Origin of the sequence: Lysobacter sp. 1R34A (genome assembly GCF_051217035.1) — a bacterium.
Lineage (GTDB): Bacteria > Pseudomonadota > Gammaproteobacteria > Xanthomonadales > Xanthomonadaceae > Lysobacter.
The window spans coordinates 38818-60725 of the sequence record NZ_JBPKJP010000011.1 but is presented as its reverse complement, the minus strand read 5'-3'; the positions used below and the strand labels follow the sequence as shown (position 1 = coordinate 60725).

The 21908-nt window shown below is 66.8% G+C and carries 17 protein-coding genes; 9 read left to right on the top strand and 8 right to left on the bottom strand.

Annotated features, from left to right (window positions below; translation table 11 throughout):
• Nucleotides 1–117 precede the first annotated feature (117 nt).
• The 4 genes from tdh to ACSAMQ_RS05660 all read left to right on the top strand — a co-directional run bounded on the left by tdh (nucleotide 118) and on the right by ACSAMQ_RS05660 (nucleotide 4325).
• Nucleotides 118–1152 (top strand): L-threonine 3-dehydrogenase, encoded by a 1035-nt coding sequence (tdh, locus tag ACSAMQ_RS05675; RefSeq protein WP_435394719.1) that lies wholly within the window; start codon nucleotides 118–120, stop codon nucleotides 1150–1152.
• A 128-nt stretch (nucleotides 1153–1280) separates the two neighbouring features.
• Nucleotides 1281–1442: a hypothetical protein gene (locus ACSAMQ_RS05670; protein WP_435394718.1), complete on the top strand. Its 162-nt coding sequence runs from the start codon at nucleotides 1281–1283 to the stop codon at nucleotides 1440–1442.
• A gap of 1236 nt (nucleotides 1443–2678) precedes the next feature.
• The gene (gene kbl / locus ACSAMQ_RS05665) at nucleotides 2679–3896 is read left to right on the top strand and encodes a glycine C-acetyltransferase (RefSeq protein ID WP_435394717.1); all 1218 of its coding nucleotides are present in this window, start codon (nucleotides 2679–2681) and stop codon (nucleotides 3894–3896) included.
• A gap of 24 nt (nucleotides 3897–3920) precedes the next feature.
• On the top strand, nucleotides 3921–4325 hold the full coding sequence (locus tag ACSAMQ_RS05660; protein WP_435394716.1) for an HNH endonuclease: 405 nt from the start codon (nucleotides 3921–3923) through the stop codon (nucleotides 4323–4325).
• On the opposite strand, the gene ACSAMQ_RS05655 is transcribed toward ACSAMQ_RS05660, so the two are convergent.
• The 5 genes from ACSAMQ_RS05655 to ACSAMQ_RS05635 form a co-directional block, all read right to left on the bottom strand.
• On the bottom strand, nucleotides 4322–5152 hold the full coding sequence (locus tag ACSAMQ_RS05655; RefSeq protein WP_435394715.1) for a pseudouridine synthase: 831 nt from the start codon (nucleotides 5150–5152) through the stop codon (nucleotides 4322–4324). The two genes, ACSAMQ_RS05660 and ACSAMQ_RS05655, sit on opposite strands and share 4 nt — an antisense overlap.
• 71 nt (nucleotides 5153–5223) lie before the next feature.
• Complete coding sequence (locus ACSAMQ_RS05650; protein WP_435394714.1) at nucleotides 5224–5745, bottom strand: hypothetical protein; 522 nt, start codon at nucleotides 5743–5745, stop codon at nucleotides 5224–5226.
• A 312-nt stretch (nucleotides 5746–6057) separates the two neighbouring features.
• Complete coding sequence (locus ACSAMQ_RS05645) at nucleotides 6058–7146, bottom strand: OmpA family protein (RefSeq protein ID WP_408950707.1); 1089 nt, start codon at nucleotides 7144–7146, stop codon at nucleotides 6058–6060.
• A 405-nt stretch (nucleotides 7147–7551) separates the two neighbouring features.
• Nucleotides 7552–8640, bottom strand: a complete 1089-nt coding sequence (locus tag ACSAMQ_RS05640; RefSeq protein ID WP_435394713.1) for an OmpA family protein — start codon at nucleotides 8638–8640, stop codon at nucleotides 7552–7554.
• 256 nt (nucleotides 8641–8896) lie between these two features.
• Nucleotides 8897–10354 carry a bifunctional 2-methylcitrate dehydratase/aconitate hydratase gene (locus tag ACSAMQ_RS05635; RefSeq protein ID WP_435394712.1) on the bottom strand — a complete coding sequence of 486 codons (1458 nt, stop codon included), beginning with the start codon at nucleotides 10352–10354 and terminating at the stop codon, nucleotides 8897–8899.
• A gap of 225 nt (nucleotides 10355–10579) precedes the next feature.
• On the opposite strand from ACSAMQ_RS05635, the gene ACSAMQ_RS05630 reads away from it, so the two are divergent.
• Nucleotides 10580–11371 (top strand): DODA-type extradiol aromatic ring-opening family dioxygenase, encoded by a 792-nt coding sequence (locus tag ACSAMQ_RS05630; protein WP_435394711.1) that lies wholly within the window; start codon nucleotides 10580–10582, stop codon nucleotides 11369–11371.
• Between the two features lie 1231 nt (nucleotides 11372–12602).
• Here the strand turns inward: ACSAMQ_RS05630 and ACSAMQ_RS05625 are convergent.
• Nucleotides 12603–13517, bottom strand: coding sequence for a LysR family transcriptional regulator (locus ACSAMQ_RS05625; protein ID WP_435394710.1), 915 nt, complete (start codon nucleotides 13515–13517; stop codon nucleotides 12603–12605).
• Between the two features lie 101 nt (nucleotides 13518–13618).
• Between ACSAMQ_RS05625 and ACSAMQ_RS05620 the strand changes: the two genes are divergently transcribed.
• Nucleotides 13619–14866 carry an MFS transporter gene (locus tag ACSAMQ_RS05620; RefSeq protein WP_435394709.1) on the top strand — a complete coding sequence of 416 codons (1248 nt, stop codon included), beginning with the start codon at nucleotides 13619–13621 and terminating at the stop codon, nucleotides 14864–14866.
• 107 nt (nucleotides 14867–14973) lie between these two features.
• On the opposite strand, the gene ACSAMQ_RS05615 is transcribed toward ACSAMQ_RS05620, so the two are convergent.
• Entirely contained in the window at nucleotides 14974–15879 is a 906-nt protein-coding gene (locus tag ACSAMQ_RS05615) for a LysR substrate-binding domain-containing protein (protein WP_435394708.1), read from the bottom strand.
• Nucleotides 15880–16012: 133 nt separating this feature from the next.
• Between ACSAMQ_RS05615 and ACSAMQ_RS05610 the strand changes: the two genes are divergently transcribed.
• Genes ACSAMQ_RS05610 through ACSAMQ_RS05600 form a run of 3 tightly spaced genes read left to right on the top strand, consistent with a single transcriptional unit; the run spans nucleotide 16013 to nucleotide 19408 of the window.
• On the top strand, nucleotides 16013–17263 hold the full coding sequence (locus ACSAMQ_RS05610; RefSeq protein WP_435394707.1) for an SGNH/GDSL hydrolase family protein: 1251 nt from the start codon (nucleotides 16013–16015) through the stop codon (nucleotides 17261–17263).
• 41 nt (nucleotides 17264–17304) lie between these two features.
• Nucleotides 17305–18336, top strand: a complete 1032-nt coding sequence (locus ACSAMQ_RS05605; protein ID WP_435394731.1) for an aldo/keto reductase — start codon at nucleotides 17305–17307, stop codon at nucleotides 18334–18336.
• A gap of 55 nt (nucleotides 18337–18391) precedes the next feature.
• Nucleotides 18392–19408 (top strand): zinc-binding alcohol dehydrogenase family protein, encoded by a 1017-nt coding sequence (locus tag ACSAMQ_RS05600; protein WP_435394706.1) that lies wholly within the window; start codon nucleotides 18392–18394, stop codon nucleotides 19406–19408.
• Between the two features lie 284 nt (nucleotides 19409–19692).
• Here the strand turns inward: ACSAMQ_RS05600 and fusA are convergent, their stop codons facing one another.
• Nucleotides 19693–21756, bottom strand: a complete 2064-nt coding sequence (fusA, locus tag ACSAMQ_RS05595) for an elongation factor G (protein WP_435394705.1) — start codon at nucleotides 21754–21756, stop codon at nucleotides 19693–19695.
• Nucleotides 21757–21908: the final 152 nt, after the last annotated feature.

Here is a 21908-nt window from a genome sequence, read left to right as displayed (position 1 = left end):
GATAGGCCAGACCGGCCGGCGCGGGCAAACCGACGCCCGGCCCGGGCCGCATCGCCGGCGTATAATTCGCGCCTGTCTCCCGCGCGGCACGGCCGCAGCTCTCAGGTATCGATTCCCATGACGCAAACGATGAAGGCTCTGGTCAAGCGCGAAGCCGCTAAGGGCATCTGGATGGAAGAAGTCCCGGTGCCGGTGCCCGGCCCGAACGAGGTGCTGATCAAGCTCGAAAAGACCGCGATCTGCGGTACCGACCTGCACATCTACCTGTGGGACGAGTGGAGCCAGCGCACGATCCAGCCCGGCCTGGTGATCGGCCACGAGTTCGTCGGCCGCATCGTCGACCTCGGCCCCGGCGTCACCGGCTATCGCCCGGGCCAGCGCGTCTCGGCCGAAGGCCACATCGTCTGCGGCCATTGCCGCAACTGCCGCGCCGGCCGCCAGCACCTGTGCCCGAACACCACCGGCATCGGCGTCAACCGCAACGGCGCTTTCGCCGAATACATCGTCATGCCGGCGAGCAACCTGTGGCCGATCCCCGACCAGATCCCGAGCGAGCTGGCCGCGTTCTTCGACCCCTACGGCAACGCCGCGCATTGCGCGCTCGAGTTCGACGTGGTCGGCGAGGACGTGCTGATCACCGGCGCCGGCCCGATCGGCATCATCGCCGCGGGCATCTGCAAGCACATCGGTGCGCGCAACGTGGTCGTCACCGACGTCAACGATTTCCGTCTCAAGCTCGCCGCCGACATGGGCGCCACCCGCGTGGTCAACGTCGCCAACCAGTCGCTCAAGGACGTGATGGCCGACCTGCACATGGAAGGCTTCGACGTCGGCCTGGAGATGAGCGGCAACCCGCGCGCCTTCAACGACATGCTCGACTGCATGTACCACGGCGGCAAGATCGCCATGCTCGGCATCATGCCGAAGGGCGCCGGCGCCGACTGGGACAAGATCATCTTCAAGGGCCTGACCCTGCACGGCATCTACGGCCGCAAGATGTACGAGACCTGGTACAAGATGACCCAGTTGGTGCTGTCGGGTTTCCCGCTCGGCAAGGTGCTCACCCACCAGTTGCCGATCGACGATTTCCAGAAGGGGTTCGACCTGATGGAAGCGGGCAAGGCCGGCAAGGTCGTATTGAGCTGGAACTGAGCCCGGCGCATCGCCTGGCGGCACGATGGGCCACGCGACAACGGTCACGACGAGGGCGCCCTAGGGCGCCTTCGTTGCGTTTGCGGGGGGCGTGGTGAGTCTTTCGTCGGGGTTGGTAGCGTCGTGGCGTGGGTGATGGCGCGGAGTTTCCCGCGCTGAGTTCGGTTGCGGTGTTGTTGTTTCGGCTGTTGCTGTTGCTGTTGCTGTTGCTGTTGCTGTTGCTGTTGCCGTTGTCCGCTGCGGACGCAGTTGTGACATTGCTGCTGCCGTTGCCGTTGCCGAGATATTGATTTGCCTTGCTCTGCCGCTTTGCCGGTCAAAAGCAGACCCGGAGGGCGGCCTGCAGGGATGCGGGCCGTGCGCAAGCAGGCCATGGATGGCCTGTCTGGAGCATCCCTGCGTCGGCTTCGATCGTGCGGGCCTTTGATTCAAAGAAAAGCACTTTTCTTTGGTTACCTTTCTTTTGTTGCTTTAGACAAAAGAAAGTAACCCGGCCGCGTCAGCGGACGGAAGCTTTAGATCCTGCCTTGGCTTCTCCGCCTTACGGCCGGCAACGCCGCAACGGCAGACAGCGTGGTCGCGCCTCGCGTCGCTCCTACCCCCTTGACGGGTTGCCGCCGGCATCGGCGCGAGATCGAGGCGTCGCGGTCGCGACTTACGTCGCTCCTACAGGGATCGCTTCGCAGCATTGCGTTTTCAAGGTGTGGCCGTTGTAGGAGCGACGTAAGTCGCGACCGCGGGACGCGCAGAGGCCGCAAGGCCGACCTTATCCATCGAAGTGGTGCGCTTTCGCCAGGGTAGGAGCGGCACAAGCCGCGACCACGCTGTGACGGGCTTGCGGCGTCTCTTTCAATCAAAGATCAGGATCAAGATCAAAGATCAAGATCAAGATCAAACCCAAAGCTTCCGCCACTAAAGCGGCGGGTTACTTTCTTTTGTCATAAGCAACAAAAGAAAGTAACCAAAGAAAAATGCTTTCGTTTTGAATCACAGGCCCGCACGATCGTTGCCGACGCAGGGCTTTTTCATACGGGACATCCCTGTCCCGATGAAAAACGGCCCGCATCCATGCGGGCCGCCCTCCGGGTCTTCCATAGCCTTCGCTAGTGCGTATCGACGCACGGCAACAGCAAAATCCTGACGGCGATTAGAGCCGCACCCGCAAAGGCAAAGGCAAAGGCAGTGGCAGTGGCAGCACGGTAACGGAACGAACAACGGAAAAGGCACGGCCACAGCGCTGCACGACGCCACTAGCGTCAAACCGATCCCCGCGCTAGCAGCGATTTATAAAACGGCCAGCGCAACATGCTGGCGGGTACGGGCCAGCCCCTTCACCCGCCCCGGTTACAAGCCGATGGAGGCCTAATGCGCCAAGCGGACCAGCAAAAACCCGCTCGCCCTATTCGCCCTACCCGCCTGCCCGGCCTGAGTGAGCCTAAGCCTCCGAGCGGCATAACCCACCCGTACGGGCTCAAGCAAAAGGTCTGGACTAGAATGGCGGCTTTCCTCCCCATCGGAAACCGCCCGTGTCCGACGCATCGAGCCCGACCCCCGCTCTCACGCAGCACTACGCCGACACCCTCGACGAGATCCGCGCCCAGGGTCTGTTCAAGGCCGAACGCATCATCACCAGCCCGCAGTCGGCCGAGATCACTCTCGAGGACGGCCGCACGGTGCTGAACTTCTGCGCCAATAATTATCTCGGCCTGGCCGATCACCCCGAGGTGATCCAGGCGGCGAAGGACGCGCTCGACACGCACGGCTTCGGCATGGCCTCGGTGCGCTTCATCTGCGGTACTCAGGACCTGCACAAGCAGCTCGAGAAGACCATCGCCGACTTCTTCGGCACGCAGGATACGATCCTCTACGCCGCCTGCTTCGACGCCAACGGCGGCCTGTTCGAGCCGTTGCTCGGCGAGAACGACGCGATCATCTCCGACGCGCTCAACCACGCCTCGATCATCGACGGCGTGCGCCTGTGCAAGGCCAAGCGCTTCCGTTACGCCAACTGCGACATGGCCGACCTGGAAAAGCAGCTGCAGGCCGCCGATGCCGCCGGTTGCAAGACCAAGCTGATCACCAGCGACGGCGTGTTCTCGATGGACGGCTTCATCGCCCCGCTCGACGAAATCACCGCGCTGGCGAAAAAGTACGGCGCGCTGGTGCATATCGACGAATGCCATGCGACCGGCTTCCTCGGCGCCAGCGGCCGCGGCTCGGCCGAGGTCAAGGGCGTCATGGACAAGATCGACATCTTCACCGGCACCCTCGGCAAGGCCATGGGCGGCGCGCTCGGCGGCTTCACCACCGCCAGGAAGGAAGTGGTCGAGCTGCTGCGCCAGCGCTCGCGCCCCTATCTGTTCTCGAACTCGCTGCCGCCGCACGTGGTCGCCGCCGGCATCAAGGCGTTCGAGATGCTCTCGGCCGCCGGCGAGCTGCGCGAACAACTCGCGCAGAACACCGCTTATTTCCGCGAGCGCATGACCGCGGCCGGCTTCGACGTGAAGCCCGGCGTGCACCCGATCAGCCCGGTGATGCTGTACGACGCGCCGCTGGCGCAGAAGTTCGCGGCCCGGCTGCTCGAGGAAGGCATCTATGCGATCGGCTTCTTCTTCCCGGTGGTGCCGCAGGGCCAGGCGCGCATCCGCACCCAGATGTCGGCCGCGCATACCCGCGCGCACCTCGACCGCGCCATCGACGCCTTCATCAAGATCGGCCGCGAGCTCGGCGTGATCCAGGCCTGATCCGGGCCTGATCGGTCCGGGCGCATGCGCGTCGTCCTGCGTCGCCGCCTGTTGCAGGCCGTGCGCACCGACGCGCTGGCGCGCTTCGACGATGGCGTGTGGCGAACGCGTTGCCTGCATTGCCGGCGCGCGCTCGCCCTGGGCGAGGACGGCGCGCCGATCGGTTCGACCTCGCTAGAACACGTCGTGCCGAGCGCCTGGTTCGGCCGCCGCGCCGCGGCGGCCCTGACCGCGAGAGTCGGCGGGGACGCCGACGACCCGCGCAACCTCGCCCTCGCCTGCACTCGCTGCAATCACGGCAAGGGCGCCAGCCACGATGCGCGCGGCCCCGGCGACGCCCGCGCTTACGAGGTGGTGGCGAACTTGCTGGACGCCCGCCTCGCGCGCTGGCGCGAGGACGAGGGCACGCCGTATGAGTCGGGTTCTTAGTCCGGCGAAACCAGCGACGCGGCCTCGGCCGCGCTGAGCACGCGCCATTCGCGCTTGCCGAGTTCGCCGAGCGCGAGCGGGCCGATCGCCACGCGGACCAGGCGCAACACTTCGATGTCGAAGGCGGCGAGCAGGCGCCGGATCTGCCGGTTGCGCCCCTCGTCGAGCACGATCTCGAGCCAGGCGTTCTTCTCGCCGGCCCGCAGCAAGGTCGCCGACTTGGCGCGCAGGCGTTCGCCCTCCTCGACCACGCCCTCGCGCAGCGCCGCCAGCAGGGCCGGCTCGGGACGCGTGTCGATCTGGACGTGATAGGTCTTGTCCGGGCCGAAGTCGGGATCGGTGATGCGCGCCGCCCATTGCGGGTCGTTGCAGAACAGCAGCAGGCCTTCGCTGGCCTTGTCCAGGCGTCCGACCGGCGCCAGCCACGGCAGGCCGGCGCCGTCGAAGCAACGGTAGACGGTGTCGCGGCCGCGCTCGTCCTGGGCGGTTGTGACCAGGCCGCGCGGCTTGTTGAGCATCAGATATAGCCGCGGCGCGGCATCGATGGCGTTGCCGTCGACGGCGATACGATGGCGGCCCTGCACGATCGGAAACTCAGGATCGAGGACGATGCGGCCGTCGACCGCGACCCGGCCGGCGGCGATCCACTTCGCCGCTTCGCTGCGCGAGCACAGGCCTTGCTTGGACAGCACGCGGGCCAGACCGTGTCGGGGCGGAAGCTTGTTCAAGGCAAAGGTCGTGATCAAGGCGGCATCGAAGGCGGGAGCGAACGCGACGCGGCGGCGGAGCGCCGCCCCATCGGCTCTCGCCGCAGCGCTCGCGGCCATCGCGGACCGCAAAAGCGAAACGGCCGCGAGCGAGGCCCGCGGCCGTAAGCAGCGCGTCGCGGCGGCGAGGCTTACTTCTTTTTCTTCGGCTGTTCGACCGGGGCCGGCTCGACCACCGGGGTCGCGGCCGGAGCAGCGGGCGCCGCAGTGCCGTTGCCCTTGGCCACGCGCACGCCCTTGGCCTTCATCCAGGCGCTGAACTCGTCGGCGGTCATGCGCTTGCCGCCCTGGCTCATGTCGAAGCGCCACGGCGTGTTGTCGAACTGGGTCTTAGGCTTGTAGGCGGCCGGATCGTTGGCCGAAGGCATGCCGGTCGAGGCCGGCGCGGCCTTGGCGACGTTGCAGCCGTCGAGGCGGATGCGCAGCAGCACCTGGTCGACCGACAGCGCTTCGTCGAGCGCCTGCGAGAGCACGCCGGTCGGCGCGCCGAGCTGATGCGAGGGCGCGACCAGTTCCGGCGAGATCGGCGCGATCAGGGTCGGCTGCACCGGCTGCACGCGGGCGGCGGTCAGCGCCGCGCAGTTGCTGGCGCCTTGCGCCTGCGCCGCTCCAGCGATGAGGAACAAGGTCAATCCGGCGATGGCGTGGCGCATGACTCTCTCCAAATTCTGCCCGGGCGCGAATGCCCGGACGGCGTGCAAAGACTATGCGCCAGTGTAGGCGCGGGTAGCGGATCGAACAACCAGCGCGGATGCGGTCCACGGCGGCCCGTCGTGCGATCGGCGCGATGCTCCTCGAGCTCTCCGTAGAGCGGCGCCCGCCGTTTACCTCGGCGCCGGCGAGGCCTCGCCGCGGTCTGGCCTGCTCGCGATGTCCGGCCTCCAAAGCCCCAAAAAAACGAAGCCCGGCGCAAGGCCGGGCTTCGGATGTTGCAGTGCGGGTTCCGAAGAACCCGCAGGTGTCGCTTAGTTCTGCACGTTCAGCTCGGTGCGGCGGTTCTTCGCACGGCCTTCCGGATTGTCCGAACCGTCTTCGTTGGTGTTCGGAGCGATCGGACGGCTCTCGCCGTAGCCCACCGGACCCACCAGACGGCCAGCGTCCACGCCATTGCTGGTCAGGTAGTCGTACGCAGCCTTCGCGCGACGCTCCGACAGCTTCTGGTTGTACGCATCGGTGCCCTTCGAGTCGGTGTGACCGGCGACCTCGACCTTCAGGTCGGGGTAACGCTTCAGGATCTCAGCGGCTTCGTTCAGGATCGCCACCGCGTCAGGACGCAGCGTGGCCTTGTCGAAGTCGAAGTTGACGCCCTTCAGGTCGATCGTCACCGGCACCGGGCAGCCGTCCGGACCGATGGTCTGGCCAGCCTGCGAACCCGGGCACTTGTCGTCGCAGTTGTTCACGCCGTCGCCGTCGTCGTCCTTGTCGGCGCAGCCCGGCTCGACCACCGGAGCCGGACCGACCGGAGCGACGGGTTCCGGACCCAGCGGCACCACGATGCCGACCGAAGCCAACACGTCGCCGAACCAGTCTTCCGACGGAGCGTTGACGCTGCTGTCGTCGAAGTCGGCGCGGTACGCCAGCTCGGTGCGGATGCCGACGCGGCCCAGGTCGCCCTGGATACCGACGCCGACCTTGGCGGCGAAGTTGCCGTCCTTGCGGTCAGCCGGCGACAGCGGCGACGGGATGAAGTATTCCTCTTCCGAGCGCTGGTAGCCCAGGCCCATCAGCAGGTAGGGGTTCCAGTTGCGGCCGTCGGTGACGAAGTGGCGGCGCAGGTCCAGCGAGATGCCGTACTGGCTCCAGTTAGCGTCCTGGTTGGCGTCGAACTTCGGGTTCTGGTAGTTCAGCTCACCGTCGAGCGACCAGTTCTTGCTCAGGAACTTGCCCAGGCCGATCGCGCCGAACGGAGCGTTGCGGGTACCGCGATCGTTGTCCTGGATGTTCATGCCGGCGGCGCCGGTCAGGTACCAACGGTCGTCGAAATCTTGTGCGCTGGCCGCTTGCGAAAAGGCCAAGCCCGCCAGTAGTGCGGTGCTCAACATACGGATCTTCATATCTAACTCCTTCAGATCGATCGGAACGGGGGGTGATCGGACTGTTTGATCGGGACAGTCTTATGCGGCGCTGACTCCTGTGACAGAGACACGCTCAGCACTGGCTAGGCCGGCGCCGCGGTCACTGGCGGGGGCGATCATACACTGTCAACGCGTTTGTTAATACCACTTAACGTAGTTCAGCCCTGTGAAACCAGATTCGTTAATTAACGTTTTCGGCCGCGGGTTTCCCGCCTGCGAGCGAATGCCCCGACGAACGGTCGGTATTTAGAAACGAATTGGGCCGTCGGTCGGATTTTCAGCACGGGCATCGGAGGCGATTGGCCGTCGAATAAAAACGAAGCCCGGCGCAAGGCCGGGCTTCGGATGTTGCAGTGCGGGTTCCGAAGAACCCGCAGGTGTCGCTTAGTTCTGCACGTTCAGCTCGGTGCGGCGGTTCTTCGCACGGCCTTCCGGATTGTCCGAACCGTCTTCGTTGGTGTTCGGAGCGATCGGACGGCTCTCGCCGTAGCCCACCGGACCCACCAGACGGCCAGCGTCCACGCCATTGCTGGTCAGGTAGTCGTACGCAGCCTTCGCGCGACGCTCCGACAGCTTCTGGTTGTACGCATCGGTGCCCTTCGAGTCGGTGTGACCGGCGACCTCGACCTTCAGGTCGGGGTAACGCTTCAGGATCTCAGCGGCTTCGTTCAGGATCGCCACCGCGTCAGGACGCAGCGTGGCCTTGTCGAAGTCGAAGTTGACGCCCTTCAGGTCGATCGTCACCGGCACCGGGCAGCCGTCCGGACCGATGGTCTGGCCAGCCTGCGAACCCGGGCACTTGTCGTCGCAGTTGTTCACGCCGTCGCCGTCGTCGTCCTTGTCGGCGCAGCCCGGCTCGACCACCGGAGCCGGACCGACCGGAGCGACGGGTTCCGGACCCAGCGGCACCACGATGCCGACCGAAGCCAACACGTCGCCGAACCAGTCTTCCGACGGAGCGTTGACGCTGCTGTCGTCGAAGTCGGCGCGGTACGCCAGCTCGGTGCGGATGCCGACGCGGCCCAGGTCGCCCTGGATACCGACGCCGACCTTGGCGGCGAAGTTGCCGTCCTTGCGGTCAGCCGGCGACAGCGGCGACGGGATGAAGTATTCCTCTTCCGAGCGCTGGTAGCCCAGGCCCATCAGCAGGTAGGGGTTCCAGTTGCGGCCGTCGGTGACGAAGTGGCGGCGCAGGTCCAGCGAGATGCCGTACTGGCTCCAGTTAGCGTCCTGGTTGGCGTCGAACTTCGGGTTCTGGTAGTTCAGCTCACCGTCGAGCGACCAGTTCTTGTTGAGGAACTTGCCGAGGCCGATCGCGCCGAACGGAGCGTTGCGGGTGCCGCGATCGTTGTCCTGGATGTTCATGCCGGCAGCGCCGGTCAGGTACCAACGATCGTCGAAGTCCTGCGCGCTGGCGACCTGGGCAAGGCTCAGGCCACCCAGCAGGGCGGCGCAGAGGAGTTTCTTATTCATCTTGTAGCTCCTTGGTTCAAAAAATGGAAACCGCGTCTGCGAGGTTTCTACCGTTCAGGACGGCCGCCTGATGACGCCATCCCGCGCAGAGTAGGTTTGCCAACGTGAAAGCGGTGTTAACAACCGTCTAACATTCGACCAAGTTCCATGAATTATGGAACCGGGTCGCGATCCATTCAGTTTCGGCGTGCCGAATCCGAACGCCGGTTGTGCACATCCGGGGTGGTGATTACGGCCGGGTCGATCAGCGGGCCGATCAGCGGGCCGCCTGGGCGAACAACGCCATGAACTCGGTGATCGGCAACGCTTCCAGCTCGGCCGGGTTGTTGGCCAGGGCCAGCAGGCGATCGGCCTGGGCCGCCGGCAGCTTGGCGCGGACGGCGGCCTCGAACTTGGCCATCAGCACCGGGATGCCTTCGGCGCGGCGCTTGCGGTGGCCGATCGGGTAGTCGATCGAGACCTTGTCGGTCGAAGTGCCGTCCTTGAAGAACACCTGGACCGAGTTGCCGATGTAGCGCTTGTCGGGGTCGAAGTAGTCCTTGGTGAACTGTTCGTTCTCCTTGACCGTCATCTTGTCGCGCAGGGCGTCGATGCGCGGGTCGGCGGCGATCGCATCGACGTAATCGTCGGCGGTCAGGCGGCCGAAGATCAGCGGCACGGCGACCATGTACTGCAGGCAGTGGTCGCGGTCGGCGTAGTTGGCCAGCGGGCCGGTCTTGTCGATGATGCGCACGCCGGCTTCCTGGGTCTCCAGCTCGATGCGCTCGATCTGGTCCAGCTTGTCCTTGACCTGCTCGTGCAGCTTCATCGCGCACTCGACCGCGGTCTGGGCATGGAACTCGGCCGGGAAGCTGATCTTGAACAGCACGTTCTCCATCACGTAGCTGCCGAACGGACGCTCGAACTCGAACTGCTTGCCCTTGAAGGCGATGTCGTAGAAGCCCCAGGTCTTGACCGACAGCGCGCTCGGGTAGCCGACCACGCCCTTGACCGCGTTGAGGGCGTGGGTCACGGCGCGGCGGCAGGCGTCGCCGGCGGCCCAGCTCTTGCGCGGGCCGGTGTTCGGAGCGTGGCGGTAGGTGCGCAGCACGCCGTTGTCGATCCACGAGTGCGAGACCGCGGTGACGATCGCGTCCTTGTCGCCGCCGAGCATCTGGGTGGCGACCGCGGTCGAAGCCAGGCGCACCAGGATCACGTGGTCCAGGCCGACGCGGTTGAACGAATTCTTGAGCGCGTAGCCGCCCTGGATCTCGTGGGCCTTGATCGCATGGCCGAGCACGTCGCGCACGGTCATGGCCTGGCCGCCTTCGGCCTCGGCCTTGCGGCCCAGATAGTCGGCGACGCCGAGGATGGCGCCGAGGTTGTCGGACGGATGGCCCCATTCGGCGGCGAGCCAAGTGTCGTTGAAGTCGAGCCAGCGGATCTGCACGCCGATGTTGTAGGCAGCCTGGACCGGGTCGAGCTCATGACCGGTATAGGGGACGCGCGCGCCGCCCTTCATTTCCGCGCCCGGCACCAGCGGGCCGAGGTGCTTGAGGCATTCCTTGTGGTCCATCGCCAGCGCCGCGCAGGCCAGCGAATCCAGCAGCATGTAGCGGGCGGTGTCGTAAGCCTCTTTCGAATCGATCTTGTAATCGGCGACGTAGTCGGCGATGTCCACCATCGGCTTGTCGGGGTCGGGACGGACGGTCGAACGGATATCGAAGTGGCTCATGTGCAAGGGGCCTGCGGGTGAGTGAGCCGGCTATTTTGCCAGACCCGGACGACGCGGCGGGGTCGGCCGTCCGCTGGCCCCGCGCGCGGTTCTATGGCGGGGGCGCTTACGCGGCGAAGCTCACTCAACAATGCGGCTTGATTAGCGGCATTGCGCACAGCGGCAGAACGATCCAGCACGTCGGGTCAACTTGGAAAACCCCGCGACCGGGATCACCCTTGGCTCATGGACATTCCGACCCGCCTGCCGACGCTGTTTCTCTCCCACGGTTCTCCGATGCTGGCGGTCGAGGACACGCCCGCCGGGCGTTTTCTCGACGATCTCGGCCAGCAGTTGCCGTGGCCGCGCGCGATCGTGATCGCCTCGGCGCACTTCATGACCGACCGGCCGATGGTCGGCGGCCACGACCGCCCGCATACCGTGCACGACTTCGGCGGCTTCCCCGAAGCGCTGTACCGGATCGACTACCCCGCCGCCGGCTCGCCCGACCTGGCCGAAGAGGTGGTCGACCGCTTGGTCGACTCCGGCCTGCCGGCCAAGTTGCGCGACCACCACGGCCTCGACCACGGCGTATGGGTGCCGTTGCGGCGCATGTACCCGCAGGCCGACATCCCGGTGGTGCCGTTGTCGGTGATGCCGCACGGCACCGCCGCCGAGCACTACGCGGTCGGCCGCGCCCTGTCCCGACTGCGCGACGAAGGCGTGCTGGTGATCGGCTCGGGCGGCTTCGTGCACAACCTCGGCGATCTCGACTGGCGCCATCGCGACGCGCCGATGCCGCCGTGGGCGGCCGAGTTCAGCGCCTGGATGCACGGCAAACTTGCCGCCGGCGACCATACCGCCCTGCTCGAATGGCAAGACCGGGCCCCGCACGCGCGCCACGCCCACCCGACCGTCGAACACCTGATGCCGCTGTTCGTGGCGATGGGCGCCGCCGGCGACGAACCGAGGACGCGCACGATCCATCGTTCGCACGAGATGGGGTCGCTGGCGTTGGATGCGTTCGCGTTCGATTGAAGATCGGCTGACGGTTTGGCTGGGCGCGTGCGGTTGCGTGGTCGCTGCTTGCGACCGTAGAAAATTCCTGTGGGGCGCCGTTCCTACCCTGGCAGGCTGCCGTCAGCGTCGGCGCAAGATTGAGGCGTCGCGGTCGCGGCTCGCGCCGCTCCTACCCAGGAGCAGCGACGGCCGTTGCCGTTGCCGAGATTTTTATTTGCTTTGCTGCTTCACCGCTTTGCCGGTCAAATGAAGACCCGGAGGGCGGCCCGCAGGGATGCGGGCCGTGCGCAAGCAAGCCATGGATGGCCTGTCTGGAGCATCCCTGCGTCGGCATCGATCGTGCAGGCTTGTGCCCTTGCAGGAAGAAGCACTTTTCCTTGGTGACTTTCTTTTGTTGCTTTCGACGAGAAAGTTACCCGCACCCTTTAGGGGGCGGAAGCTTCAGATCTTGATGTTGCTTCTCCGCCCTGCGGTAAGGAAGCGTCGCAACCGGAGACGGCGCGGTCGCGACTTGCGTCGCTCCTACCCTGACGGGCTACCGCGGGCATCGGCGCGAGATCGAGGCGTCGCGGTCGCGGCTTACGCCGCTCCTACAGGGATCGCTACGCAGCATTGCGTGCAGGGCCGGGCCTTTGTAGGAGCGACGTAAGTCGCGACCGCGGAACACGCAGAGGTGACGAGGCCGGCGTCATCCGTCGAAGCGGTGCGCTTTCGCCAGGGTAGGAGCGGCGCAAGCCGCGACATCGTTGCGGCGGTCTTGCGGCGTACCTCTCATCGGGGATCAAGATCAAAGATCAGGATCAAGATCAAACCCAAAGCTTCCGCCACTAAAGCGGCGGGTTACTTTTTTTTGTCTAAAGCAACAAAAGAAAGGTAACCAAAGAAGTTGCTTTTCTTTGAATCACCAGCCCGCACGATCGATGCCGACGCCGGGATTTTTCATACGGACATCCCTGTCCCGATGACAAACGGCCCGCATCCCTGCGGGCCGCCCTCCGTGTCTGCTATGGCCTTCGCTAGTGCTCGGCGACGCAAAGCAACAGCCAAGGCCCAAGCCTAAATCGGCGCAGGAAGTCCAGGCGCGGCGCCGCCATCTCTGTAGGAGCGGCGCAAGCCGCGACCACGCATTGCAGGTTCGCGACGAGATCGGTGAAGGCTCAGGCCTTTACCGCAATAGAAAAACGAACTTGAGAAGGGGTCCAGCAGCCATCGATGCACCGCGGCGACGAATCCGTCGATCAATCCCCCCTCACCCACCCCGCTCCCACGGCGGCACTTCGCCGAACAATTCGGCGAGAAAATCCACGAAAACGCGTACTCGCGTCGGTACGAAACGCCGTTGCGGCATCACGGCGCTGATCGCGGTGTCGGGCAAGGCGTAATCGGGCAATACCCGCACCAGGCGGCCGCTGCGCAGGTCTTCGTGCACGTGCCAGGCGGAGAAGTGGGCGATGCCCAGGCCGGCGATCGCGGCATCGCGCAGGACTTCGCCGAAGTTGCTTTCGAGATGGCCATTGACGCGCACGCTGGAGGCATGGCCGTCGCGATCGAGCAGGCTCCAGTACTCCATGCGCCCCTGTGCGCCGACCAGCAGCAGGCATTCGTGGTCGGCCAGGTCCTGCGGCGTGCGCGGAGCGACGCGGCGGCGCAGATAGTCCGGCGAACAAGCCAGCACCCGGCGGTTGTCGGCGAGCTTGCGCGCGACCAGGCTGGAGTCGTCGAGCGGGCCGATCCGGATCGCCAGATCCATGCCGGAACCGATCAGGTCCAGGCGCTCGTCGTTGAGGTTGACGCTGAGCCGCACCGCCGGATAGCGGCGCTGGAACTCCGGCAGCAGCGGCGAGATGTACATGCGCCCGAACGAGGCCGAGGTGGTCACGCGCAGGATGCCGCTCGGCTCGCTGCCGGCCTGACGCAGGTCGGCGGTCAACGCTTCGAGCTCTTCGATCACCGCTCGGCCGCGTTCGGCCAGGGCGGCGCCCTCGGCGGTGGCGTGCAATTGCCGGGTGGTCCGGTGCAGCAGGCGCACGCCCAGGTCGCGTTCGAGCCGCTTCAGGCGTTGGCTGGCGACCGCGACCGACAGGTCGAGGCTGCGGGCGGCGGCGCTGATCGAGCCGAGGTCGAGCACGCGCAGGAACAGGCTGAGGTCGGCGACACGGTCCATGGCATTCTCAACGAATCGTTGATACTGATTCGCCATCCTGGCGGTTTTTCCACAAGATGCAAGGACCTAGGCTGCCGCATCGTTTCCGCGGACACGCCGTCATGCACGCTTCTTCCTCTGCCACGCCCGCCGCCCGCCGCGGCCTGCCGGTCGCGCTGTACGCGCTGACCGTCGGCGCCTTCGGCATCGGCACCACCGAATTCGTGATCATGGGCCTGCTGCTGCAGGTCGCCGCCGACCTGCAGGTCGGCCTCGCCGCGGCCGGGCTGCTGATCTCCGGCTATGCGCTCGGCGTGTTCGTCGGCGCGCCGGTGCTGACCATCGCCACCGGGCGCATGCCGCGCAAGGCAGTGCTGGTCGCGCTCATGGTGATCTTCACCATCGGCAACATCGTCTGCGCGATCGCGCCGAACTACACCGTGCTGATGATCGCGCGGGTGATCACCTCGCTCGCCCACGGCACCTTCTTCGGCGTCGGCGCGGTGGTCGCGACCGGCCTGGTGCCGGCCGACAAGAAGGCCTCGGCGATCTCGATCATGTTCACCGGCCTGACCGTCGCCACCCTGCTCGGCGTGCCGGCCGGCGCCTGGCTCGGCCTGCATCACGGCTGGCGTTCGACCTTCTGGGCGGTGGCCGTGATCGGCGTGATCGCCACCATCGTCATCGCGACCCTGGTGCCGAAGGACCGGAACCCGCCGGCCCCGGTCGCGCTGCGCAAGGAAGTCAAAGCGGTGGTGCATCCGCAGGTGCTGCTCGGCCTGGCGATGACGGTGCTCGGCTTCGCCGGCGTGTTCACCGTCTACACCTTCATCCAGCCGATCCTGACCCGCATCAGCGGCTTCGGCGAAGCGGCGGTGTCGCCGATCCTGTTGGTGTTCGGCGTCGGCATGATCCTCGGCAACATTCTCGGCGGACGCCTGGCCGACAAGCGTCTCGCCCCGGCCCTGATCTCGACCCTGATCGCGCTGGCGGTGGTGCTCGGGCTGATGACCTTCGCCTTGCACAGCCAGATCGCCGCGATCGCCTTCGTCGGCCTGCTTGGCGTGGCCGCGTTCGCGACGGTGTCGCCGCTGCAGCTATGGGTGCTGCAGAAGACCGACCCGGCCGGGCAGAACCTGGCGTCCAGCCTCAACATCGGCGCGTTCAACCTGGGCAATGCGCTCGGCGCCTGGCTCGGCGGCGCGGTGATCGAATACGGCCCCGGCCTCGGCGCGGTGACCTGGGTTGCGGCACTGGTGACGCTGTCGGGGCTGGCGCTGGCGGTGTGGGCGGCGCGCCTGGATGCGCCCGGGAAGGCGGCCGCGCCCCAGGAAAGCGACGAAGCCGTGGCTGCCTGCGCGGCGGGTTGAGTGTTCCCGTCGTGCGAGCTGGAATCATACGCATGCGTGCTGTTGCGGTGGCCGGTCCTCCCCGAGCAGGCGGGGATGACGGTGAAACGAGCAGGAATCCCGACTCCTCACTCCACCGCAAGAAACCCCGGCAACTGGGTCAGCCGCTCGCCGAGGAATTGCAGGAACACCCGCGTGCGCAACGGTTGATAACGCCGCGACGGGTACAGCAACCAGGCCTCGTGCGCCGACGCCTTCCACTGCGGCAACACCCAGGCCAGCTCGCCCGTATCGATCAAGTCCTGCACCAGCCACGCCGGGGCCAGGCCCAGGCCGGCGCCCATCAGGAAACTTTCGCGGATGCCCAGCGAGTTGTTGATGCGGTAGCGGCCGTGGGCGGTGAGCTTGACCGTCTCGCCATCGGGACCGTGCAGTTCGTAGTGCTCGCTGGCCCAGGCGAAGCGCAGGTAGTTATGCGCCGGTACATCCTGCGGCCGCTCGATCGCGGCGTGGCTGCGAAGGTAACCGTGCGAGGCGACCAGGCCGCGCGGCGACAGCGCGATGCGGCGCGCGACCACGTTCGGCGGCAAGGTCCCGCCGAGGCGCAGGGCGACGTCCATGCCCTCTTCGACCAGATCGACGAAACGGTCGTTGAGGATCAACTCGATCTCGATCTGCGGGTACAGCGCAAGGAATTCCTGCACCAGGCGATTCATGCGCAACACGCCGACGCTGACCGGCGCGCTGACCCGCAACAGGCCGGCCGGGGTTTCGGTGGAGCCGCGCGCGTCGGCGACGGCCTCGCCGTATTCCTCCAGCACCCGCCGCGCGCGTTCGTAGAAACGCCGGCCTTGTTCGGTCGGCGCGAGGTGGGTGGTGCTCCGTTGCAGCAGGCGGACGCCCAGGTCCTGTTCGAGCGCGGCGACGATCTTGCTGACCGTCGGCTGGGTCGTGTGTTGCTCGCGCGCGACCGCCGACAGGCTGCCGAGTTCGACCGCGCGCACGAAGGTTTGCATCGAGCGGAGGGTGTCCATGGGGGGTCCGGTTCGTCCTCGAGAGTCATTCCAATACGGAATGAGCTATATGCGATTTTGCCTTCTACCAGCTTGATTCGGAAGAACCTAATTTGAACCCCGTCGAATCCGCGACGCTCTCCGAACCCAGGCCATGACGCTCTCCTTTCTGCGCAAACCCTTGACCGCCGCCGCGCTGGCCGTCGTGCTTATCGCCCCCGCCGCACACGCCGCCGACGGCGGCCGTTGGGTCGGCACCTGGTCGGCCAGTCCGCAGCCGACCTGGGCGCCGGGTTTCATCCTGCCCAACGGCGCCCCGACCGAGCTGCGCGAACAGACCCTGCGCCAAGTCGCCCGGGTCAGCGTCGGCGGCTCGCGGGTCCGCATCGAATTGTCGAACGCCTACGGCGACCGCCCCATCACCATCGGCGCGGCGCATATCGCCCGCAGCGCCGGCGGCGCCGGCATCGAGAGCGGCAGCGACCGCGCACTGAGCTTCGGGGGGCAAGCCTCGGTGACGATCCTGCCCGGCGCGCCGGCGCTCAGCGATCCGGTCGAACTCGAGGTCGCCGCGCTGGGCGAAGTCGCGGTGAGCCTGTACCTGCCACAGGCGACGCCGCTCGACAGCTTCCATTGGGAAGGCCGCCAGGACGCCTATCTCGTCGCGGGCAACCGCGTCGCCGACGCGAACCTGGCCCAGGGCCAAGTGCTGCAGACCCGCCCCTACCTCAGCGGGATCATCGTCGACGCGCCGCGCCCGACCCGCAGCGTGATCGCGCTCGGCGATTCGATCACCGACGGCGCCGGCTCGACTGCGAACCGCAACCAGCGTTGGCCCGACCTGCTCGCCGCGCGCCTGGCGCCGCGCGATGTCGCCGTGCTCAACGCCGGCATCTCCGGCGGCCAGTTGCTCAACGACGGCATGGGCGTCAGCGCCCTCGCGCGCTTCGAACGCGACGTGCTCGGCCGCAAAGCCGATGCCGCGATCGTCCTGCTCGGCATCAACGACATCGCCTGGCCCGGCAGCAGTTTCGAACCCCGGCGCGAAGCGATGAGCGCCGAGCGCCTGATCGCCGGCTACCGGCAACTGATCGCCCGCGCCCGCACCCAGTCGCTGCGCATCGTCGGCGCCACCCTGACCCCGTTCGAGGGCGCGCTCGAAGGCTCGCCGATCCACGGTTATTACCACCGCGACAAGGACCGCGTCCGCCAGGCGGTCAACGAATGGATCCGCAGCAGCGGCGAGTTCGATGCGGTGGTCGATTTCGATGCGGTCGTGCGCGACCCGCGACACCCGACGCGTTTCCTGCCGGCCTACGACTCCGGCGATCACCTGCACCCTGGCGACGCCGGCTACCGCGCGATGGCCGCGGCCGTCGACGAAGCCCTGCTGTTCGGTCGCTGATTCCACGTTTGCTCATATCACTTTCCTACGAGGGCATCACCATGGATTACCGCACGCTCGGCCGCTCCGGCTTCAAGGTTTCCGCACTCGGCTTCGGTGCCGGCACCTTCGGCGGCAAGGGCCCGCTGTTCAGCGCCTGGGGCAATACCGACATCGAACAGGCGCGCCGCCTGATCGACCTCAGCCTGGAGGCCGGGGTCAACTTTTTCGACACCGCCGATGTTTACTCCGACGGCGCATCCGAAACGATTCTCGGCGCGGCGATCAAGGGCCGCCGCGACGAGGTCGTGTTGTCGACCAAGCTGACCCTGCGCGCCGGCGACGGCCCGAACGAGGTCGGCGCCTCGCGCCACCATCTGCTGCGCGCCACCGACAAGGCGCTCAAGCGCCTCGACACCGATTACATCGATCTGCTGCAACTTCATCACTTCGATGCGATGACGCCGGTCGAGGAAGTGATGTCGACGCTCGACGACCTGGTCCGCGCCGGCAAGGTGCGCTACATCGGCGCGTCGAATTTTTCCGGCTGGCAGCTGATGAAATCGCAGGCCGCCGCGGACCGTTACGGCTATTCGCGCTTCGTCGCCAACCAGACCTACTACTCGCTGATCGGCCGCGACTACGAGTGGGAGCTGATGCCGCTCGGCCAGGACCAGGGCGTCGGCGCGGTGGTGTGGAGCCCGCTCGGCTGGGGCCGCCTGACCGGCAAGATCCGCCGCGGCCAGCCGCTGCCCGAAGGCAGCCGCCTGCACGACACCGCCGGCTTCGCCCCGCCGGTCGACCCCGAGCGCCTGTACCGGGTGATCGATGCGCTCGACGAGGTGGCCGCCGAGACCGGCAAGAGCGTGCCGCAGATCGCCCTGAACTGGCTGCTGCAACGGCCGACCGTATCGACCGTGCTGATCGGCGCGCGCAACGAGGAGCAATTGCGGCAGAACCTCGGCGCGATCGGCTGGAACCTCGACCCGGCGCAAATAGCGAAACTCGACGCAGCCAGCGCCGTCACGCCGCCCTACCCTTATTACCCGTACTGGAACGGACAGTTCGCCGAACGCAATCCGGCGCCGGTCTGATCCCCACCCGCCCTCATCCCCTCATTCCCTCGCCTCGTCCTGTCCTGGAGTCCTCATGAAAGCCGTCGCCCTGACCCGTTACCTGCCCATCGACGATCCGCAGTCGCTGCTCGACGTCGAACTGCCCGCACCGAGCGCGAGCGGACACGACCTGCTGGTGCGGGTCGAAGCCGTCTCGGTCAACCCGGTCGACACCAAGGTGCGCTCGCCGAAACCGCAGGTCGAGGCGCAGCCGCGCGTGCTCGGCTACGACGCCGCGGGCGTGGTCGAGGCCGTGGGCGACGCAGTCACGCGCTTCAAGGTCGGCGACCGCGTCTACTACGCAGGCGACATCACCCGCTCCGGCAGCAACAGCGAACTGCAGTTGGTCGACGAACGCATCGTCGGCGCTGCGCCGAAGTCGCTCAGCGCGGCCGAAGCCGCGGCGCTGCCGCTGACCGCGATCACCGCCTGGGAGCTGTTGTTCCAGCGCATGCCCTACGACAGCGAACAAGGCGGCCACGGCAAGACCTTGCTGATCATCGCCGGTGCCGGCGGCGTCGGATCGATCGCGATCCAGATCGCCAAGCGCGCCGGCTTCCGCGTCGTCGCCACCGCCTCGCGTGCGGAAACCGTCGAATGGTGCCGGCGCATGGGCGCCGACGAGGTGGTCGATCACCGCCAGCCGCTGGCGCCGCAGTTGCAGGCGCTCGGCATCGAACAGATCGATGCCGCGCTCAATCTCGCCGACACCGACCGCTACTGGGAGGTGCTCGGCGAACTGCTCGCCCCGCAAGGCCATGTGGGCCTGATCGTGGAACCGAGCGGCGCGGTGAAGATCGGCGACCCCTACAAGGCCAAGTGCATCGGCATCCACTGGGAAATGATGTTCGCGCGCCCGCGCTTCGGCACCGCCGACATGATCGAACAAGGCCGCCTGCTCGACCGCGTCGCCGAACTGATCGACGCCGGCGAGCTCAAGGGCACGCACACCGAAACCCTCGGCAAGATCGACGCGCAGACCTTGCGCGAAGCGCATCGCCGCCTGGAATCGGGGACGACCATCGGGAAACTGGTGTTGGCGGGATGGTGAGATGTTGGGAGTCGGCACGACTCTGAAGTCACCGGGACGCGGCTAGGTCGCATGGCGCCTCGGCGTTTCGCGGGGACGACTGCCGGAAGTGGCGCCGCCCCCTCCTGCCGCCGTTCCCGCGAAGGTGGATCCGCTTTATTTCGGCGAAGCCGAATACCCAGGGTTCGCCGTGGCAGACCTCTGAAGACTCTTGACTGCGAATTCTCCTGTCTACGAAAACTCAGGGGGCCGGCATGCCGGCCCCCTTCTCGCTCCTGTTTGCTCTTTCCTCTTCCGCATCGGTCTCAAGCCGCCTGCGGCGCCGAGCGCGCCTCCTCGTAGCGGTCGAACACCATCGAGGCCGAGGCCCGGCCCTGGGTCAACGAACGCAGGGTCGTCGTATAGCCCGACAACTGCGCCAGCGGCGCGCGTGCGGTGACATCGGTCCGGCTGCCCTTGTCCTCGATCGCCAACACCCGGCCGGCACGCCGTTGCAGGTCGCCGACCACGTCGCCGACGTTGCCCGCGGGCGTGTCGACGACCAGCGCCATCACCGGTTCGAGCAAGGTCGTGCCGGCCGAGGCCAACGCGGTCTTCAGCGCATCCGCAGCGGCGCGCTGGAACGCCAGTTCCGACGAATCCACCGCATGCGTCTCGCCGTCGACGAGGCTCACGCTGAGGCCGACCACCGGGTAACCGCGCGGGCCTTCCGCCAGCGCCGCACGCAGGCCCTTCTCGGTCGCGGCGACGAAGTTTCTCGGCACCACGCCGCCGCTGGTGCGGTCGACGAACTCGAACTGGCCGTCGCTGCGCGGCGCCACATCGATCACCACGCGCGCGAACTGGCCGGAACCGCCGTTCTGCTTGGACAGCTTGCCCTCGACGCCCGTCACCGGCCTGCTCGGCGTTTCCTGATAGGCCACGCGCGGCGAACCGGTGCGCACCTCGACGTTCCACTCCTGCCGCAGGCGTTCGACCATGACGTCGAGATGCAACTCGCCCATGCCCCACACCAGCGTCTCGCCGGTCTCGGCATCCGTGCCGACACGGAACGACGGGTCCTCCTGAGCCAGGCTCGCCAGGCCCTGGCCGAGACGGATCAGATCGCTGGCCTTGCCAGGCGTCAGACGCCAGGACAACACCGCCGGCTGGGCCTGGATCGTGTCCAGCACCAGCTTGCGCTCGATACCGCTGAGGCTCTCGCCGCTGACCGCGTCCTTCCAGCCCGCCACCGCGACGATCTCGCCGGCATAGGCCACCTCGACGTCCTGGCCGCGGTTGGCCTGCACGACCTGCAAGCGGCCGACGCGTTGCTCACGCCCGCGACCCGAAGCCCATACCGTGTCGCCGACCCGCAGGGTGCCGGAGTACAGCCGGATGAACGACAGCGCGCCGTGCTCCTGATGCACGATCTTGAACAACAGACCGCTCAAGAGCCCGCCCGCGTCGGCAGCGAGCGTCACTTCGCCGGCATCGCTTTCGGCCCGGACCGCGGGGCGATCCAGAGGCGACGGCAGGTAATCGACGATCGCGTCCAACAGCGTTTCCACGCCCTTGTTCTTGAACGCCGAACCGGCCAGCACCGGCGTGCCCGCGCCTTTCAAGGTGGCCCGGCGCAGCGCCGCCTTGAGCAAGGCGGCGTCGACGACGCGCGCATCGAGGAAGGCCTCGGCGAGCTCGTCGTCGTGGTCGGCGACCTGTTCGATCAGGCGGCTGCGCAGCGGCGTGTACTCGTCGGCCTCTTCGTCGCTCCAAGCGCGCCGCAGGCTCGTGCCGGCGTCGTCCCACAGCACCACGCTGCGATCGACCAGATCGACCCAGCCGCGCAACTCGCTTTCCGCGCCGAGCGGCCAACCGATCGGCCACGGCGTCGCATCGAGCTTGTCGCGCATCTGCGCGAGCACGAGATCGAACGAGGCGCCGACGCGGTCCATCTTGTTGACGAACGCGATCAGCGGCACGCCATGGCGGCGCGCCTGGCGCCACACGGTTTCCGACTGCGGCTGCACGCCGTCGACCGCGCTGAACACGGCGACCGCGCCGTCGAGCACGCGCAGGGAGCGTTCCACTTCGATCGCGAAATCGATATGGCCCGGGGTGTCGATGATGGTCAACCGGTGTTCGGCCCCATCTTGCGGCGTCCAGAACGTCTGCACCGCGGCCGCGCCGATGGTGATGCCGCGGCGTTGTTCGATCTCGGTGTAATCGGTGGTCGCCGCGCCGTCGTGGACTTCGCCGACGCGATGGATGGCGCCGGTTTTCCACAGCAGGCGTTCGGTCAGCGTGGTTTTGCCCGCATCGACGTGGGCGATGATGCCGAGATTGCGCCAGCGGGACGGGATGGAAACCTTACGGAGCGTGGTGTTCATGAGATGAATGCCTGGTTGCCAACAGAGGAGGCCGCGCGTCCCTGTTGGCGATGGGACGCGCGGCTAGGTTTGGGTGTCGGCCGTGGAATTCATGGCACGTTCTCCTTGGTTTTCCGGGCATTGCAGTGAAGGGAATCCGACCCGGGAACCTG

Coding starts and splice junctions, on each gene's coding strand:
- tdh (WP_435394719.1), top strand. CDS start 118: ATGACGCAAACGATGAAGGCTCTGGTCAAGCGCGAAGCCGCTAAGGGC.
- ACSAMQ_RS05660 (WP_435394716.1), top strand. CDS start 3,921: ATGCGCGTCGTCCTGCGTCGCCGCCTGTTGCAGGCCGTGCGCACCGAC.
- ACSAMQ_RS05655 (WP_435394715.1), bottom strand. CDS start 5,152: ATGGCCGCGAGCGCTGCGGCGAGAGCCGATGGGGCGGCGCTCCGCCGC.
- ACSAMQ_RS05650 (WP_435394714.1), bottom strand. CDS start 5,745: ATGCGCCACGCCATCGCCGGATTGACCTTGTTCCTCATCGCTGGAGCG.
- ACSAMQ_RS05645 (WP_408950707.1), bottom strand. CDS start 7,146: ATGAAGATCCGTATGTTGAGCACCGCACTACTGGCGGGCTTGGCCTTT.
- ACSAMQ_RS05640 (WP_435394713.1), bottom strand. CDS start 8,640: ATGAATAAGAAACTCCTCTGCGCCGCCCTGCTGGGTGGCCTGAGCCTT.
- ACSAMQ_RS05635 (WP_435394712.1), bottom strand. CDS start 10,354: ATGAGCCACTTCGATATCCGTTCGACCGTCCGTCCCGACCCCGACAAG.
- ACSAMQ_RS05630 (WP_435394711.1), top strand. CDS start 10,580: ATGGACATTCCGACCCGCCTGCCGACGCTGTTTCTCTCCCACGGTTCT.
- ACSAMQ_RS05625 (WP_435394710.1), bottom strand. CDS start 13,517: ATGGACCGTGTCGCCGACCTCAGCCTGTTCCTGCGCGTGCTCGACCTC.
- ACSAMQ_RS05620 (WP_435394709.1), top strand. CDS start 13,619: ATGCACGCTTCTTCCTCTGCCACGCCCGCCGCCCGCCGCGGCCTGCCG.
- ACSAMQ_RS05615 (WP_435394708.1), bottom strand. CDS start 15,879: ATGGACACCCTCCGCTCGATGCAAACCTTCGTGCGCGCGGTCGAACTC.
- ACSAMQ_RS05610 (WP_435394707.1), top strand. CDS start 16,013: ATGACGCTCTCCTTTCTGCGCAAACCCTTGACCGCCGCCGCGCTGGCC.
- ACSAMQ_RS05605 (WP_435394731.1), top strand. CDS start 17,305: ATGGATTACCGCACGCTCGGCCGCTCCGGCTTCAAGGTTTCCGCACTC.
- ACSAMQ_RS05600 (WP_435394706.1), top strand. CDS start 18,392: ATGAAAGCCGTCGCCCTGACCCGTTACCTGCCCATCGACGATCCGCAG.
- fusA (WP_435394705.1), bottom strand. CDS start 21,756: ATGAACACCACGCTCCGTAAGGTTTCCATCCCGTCCCGCTGGCGCAAT.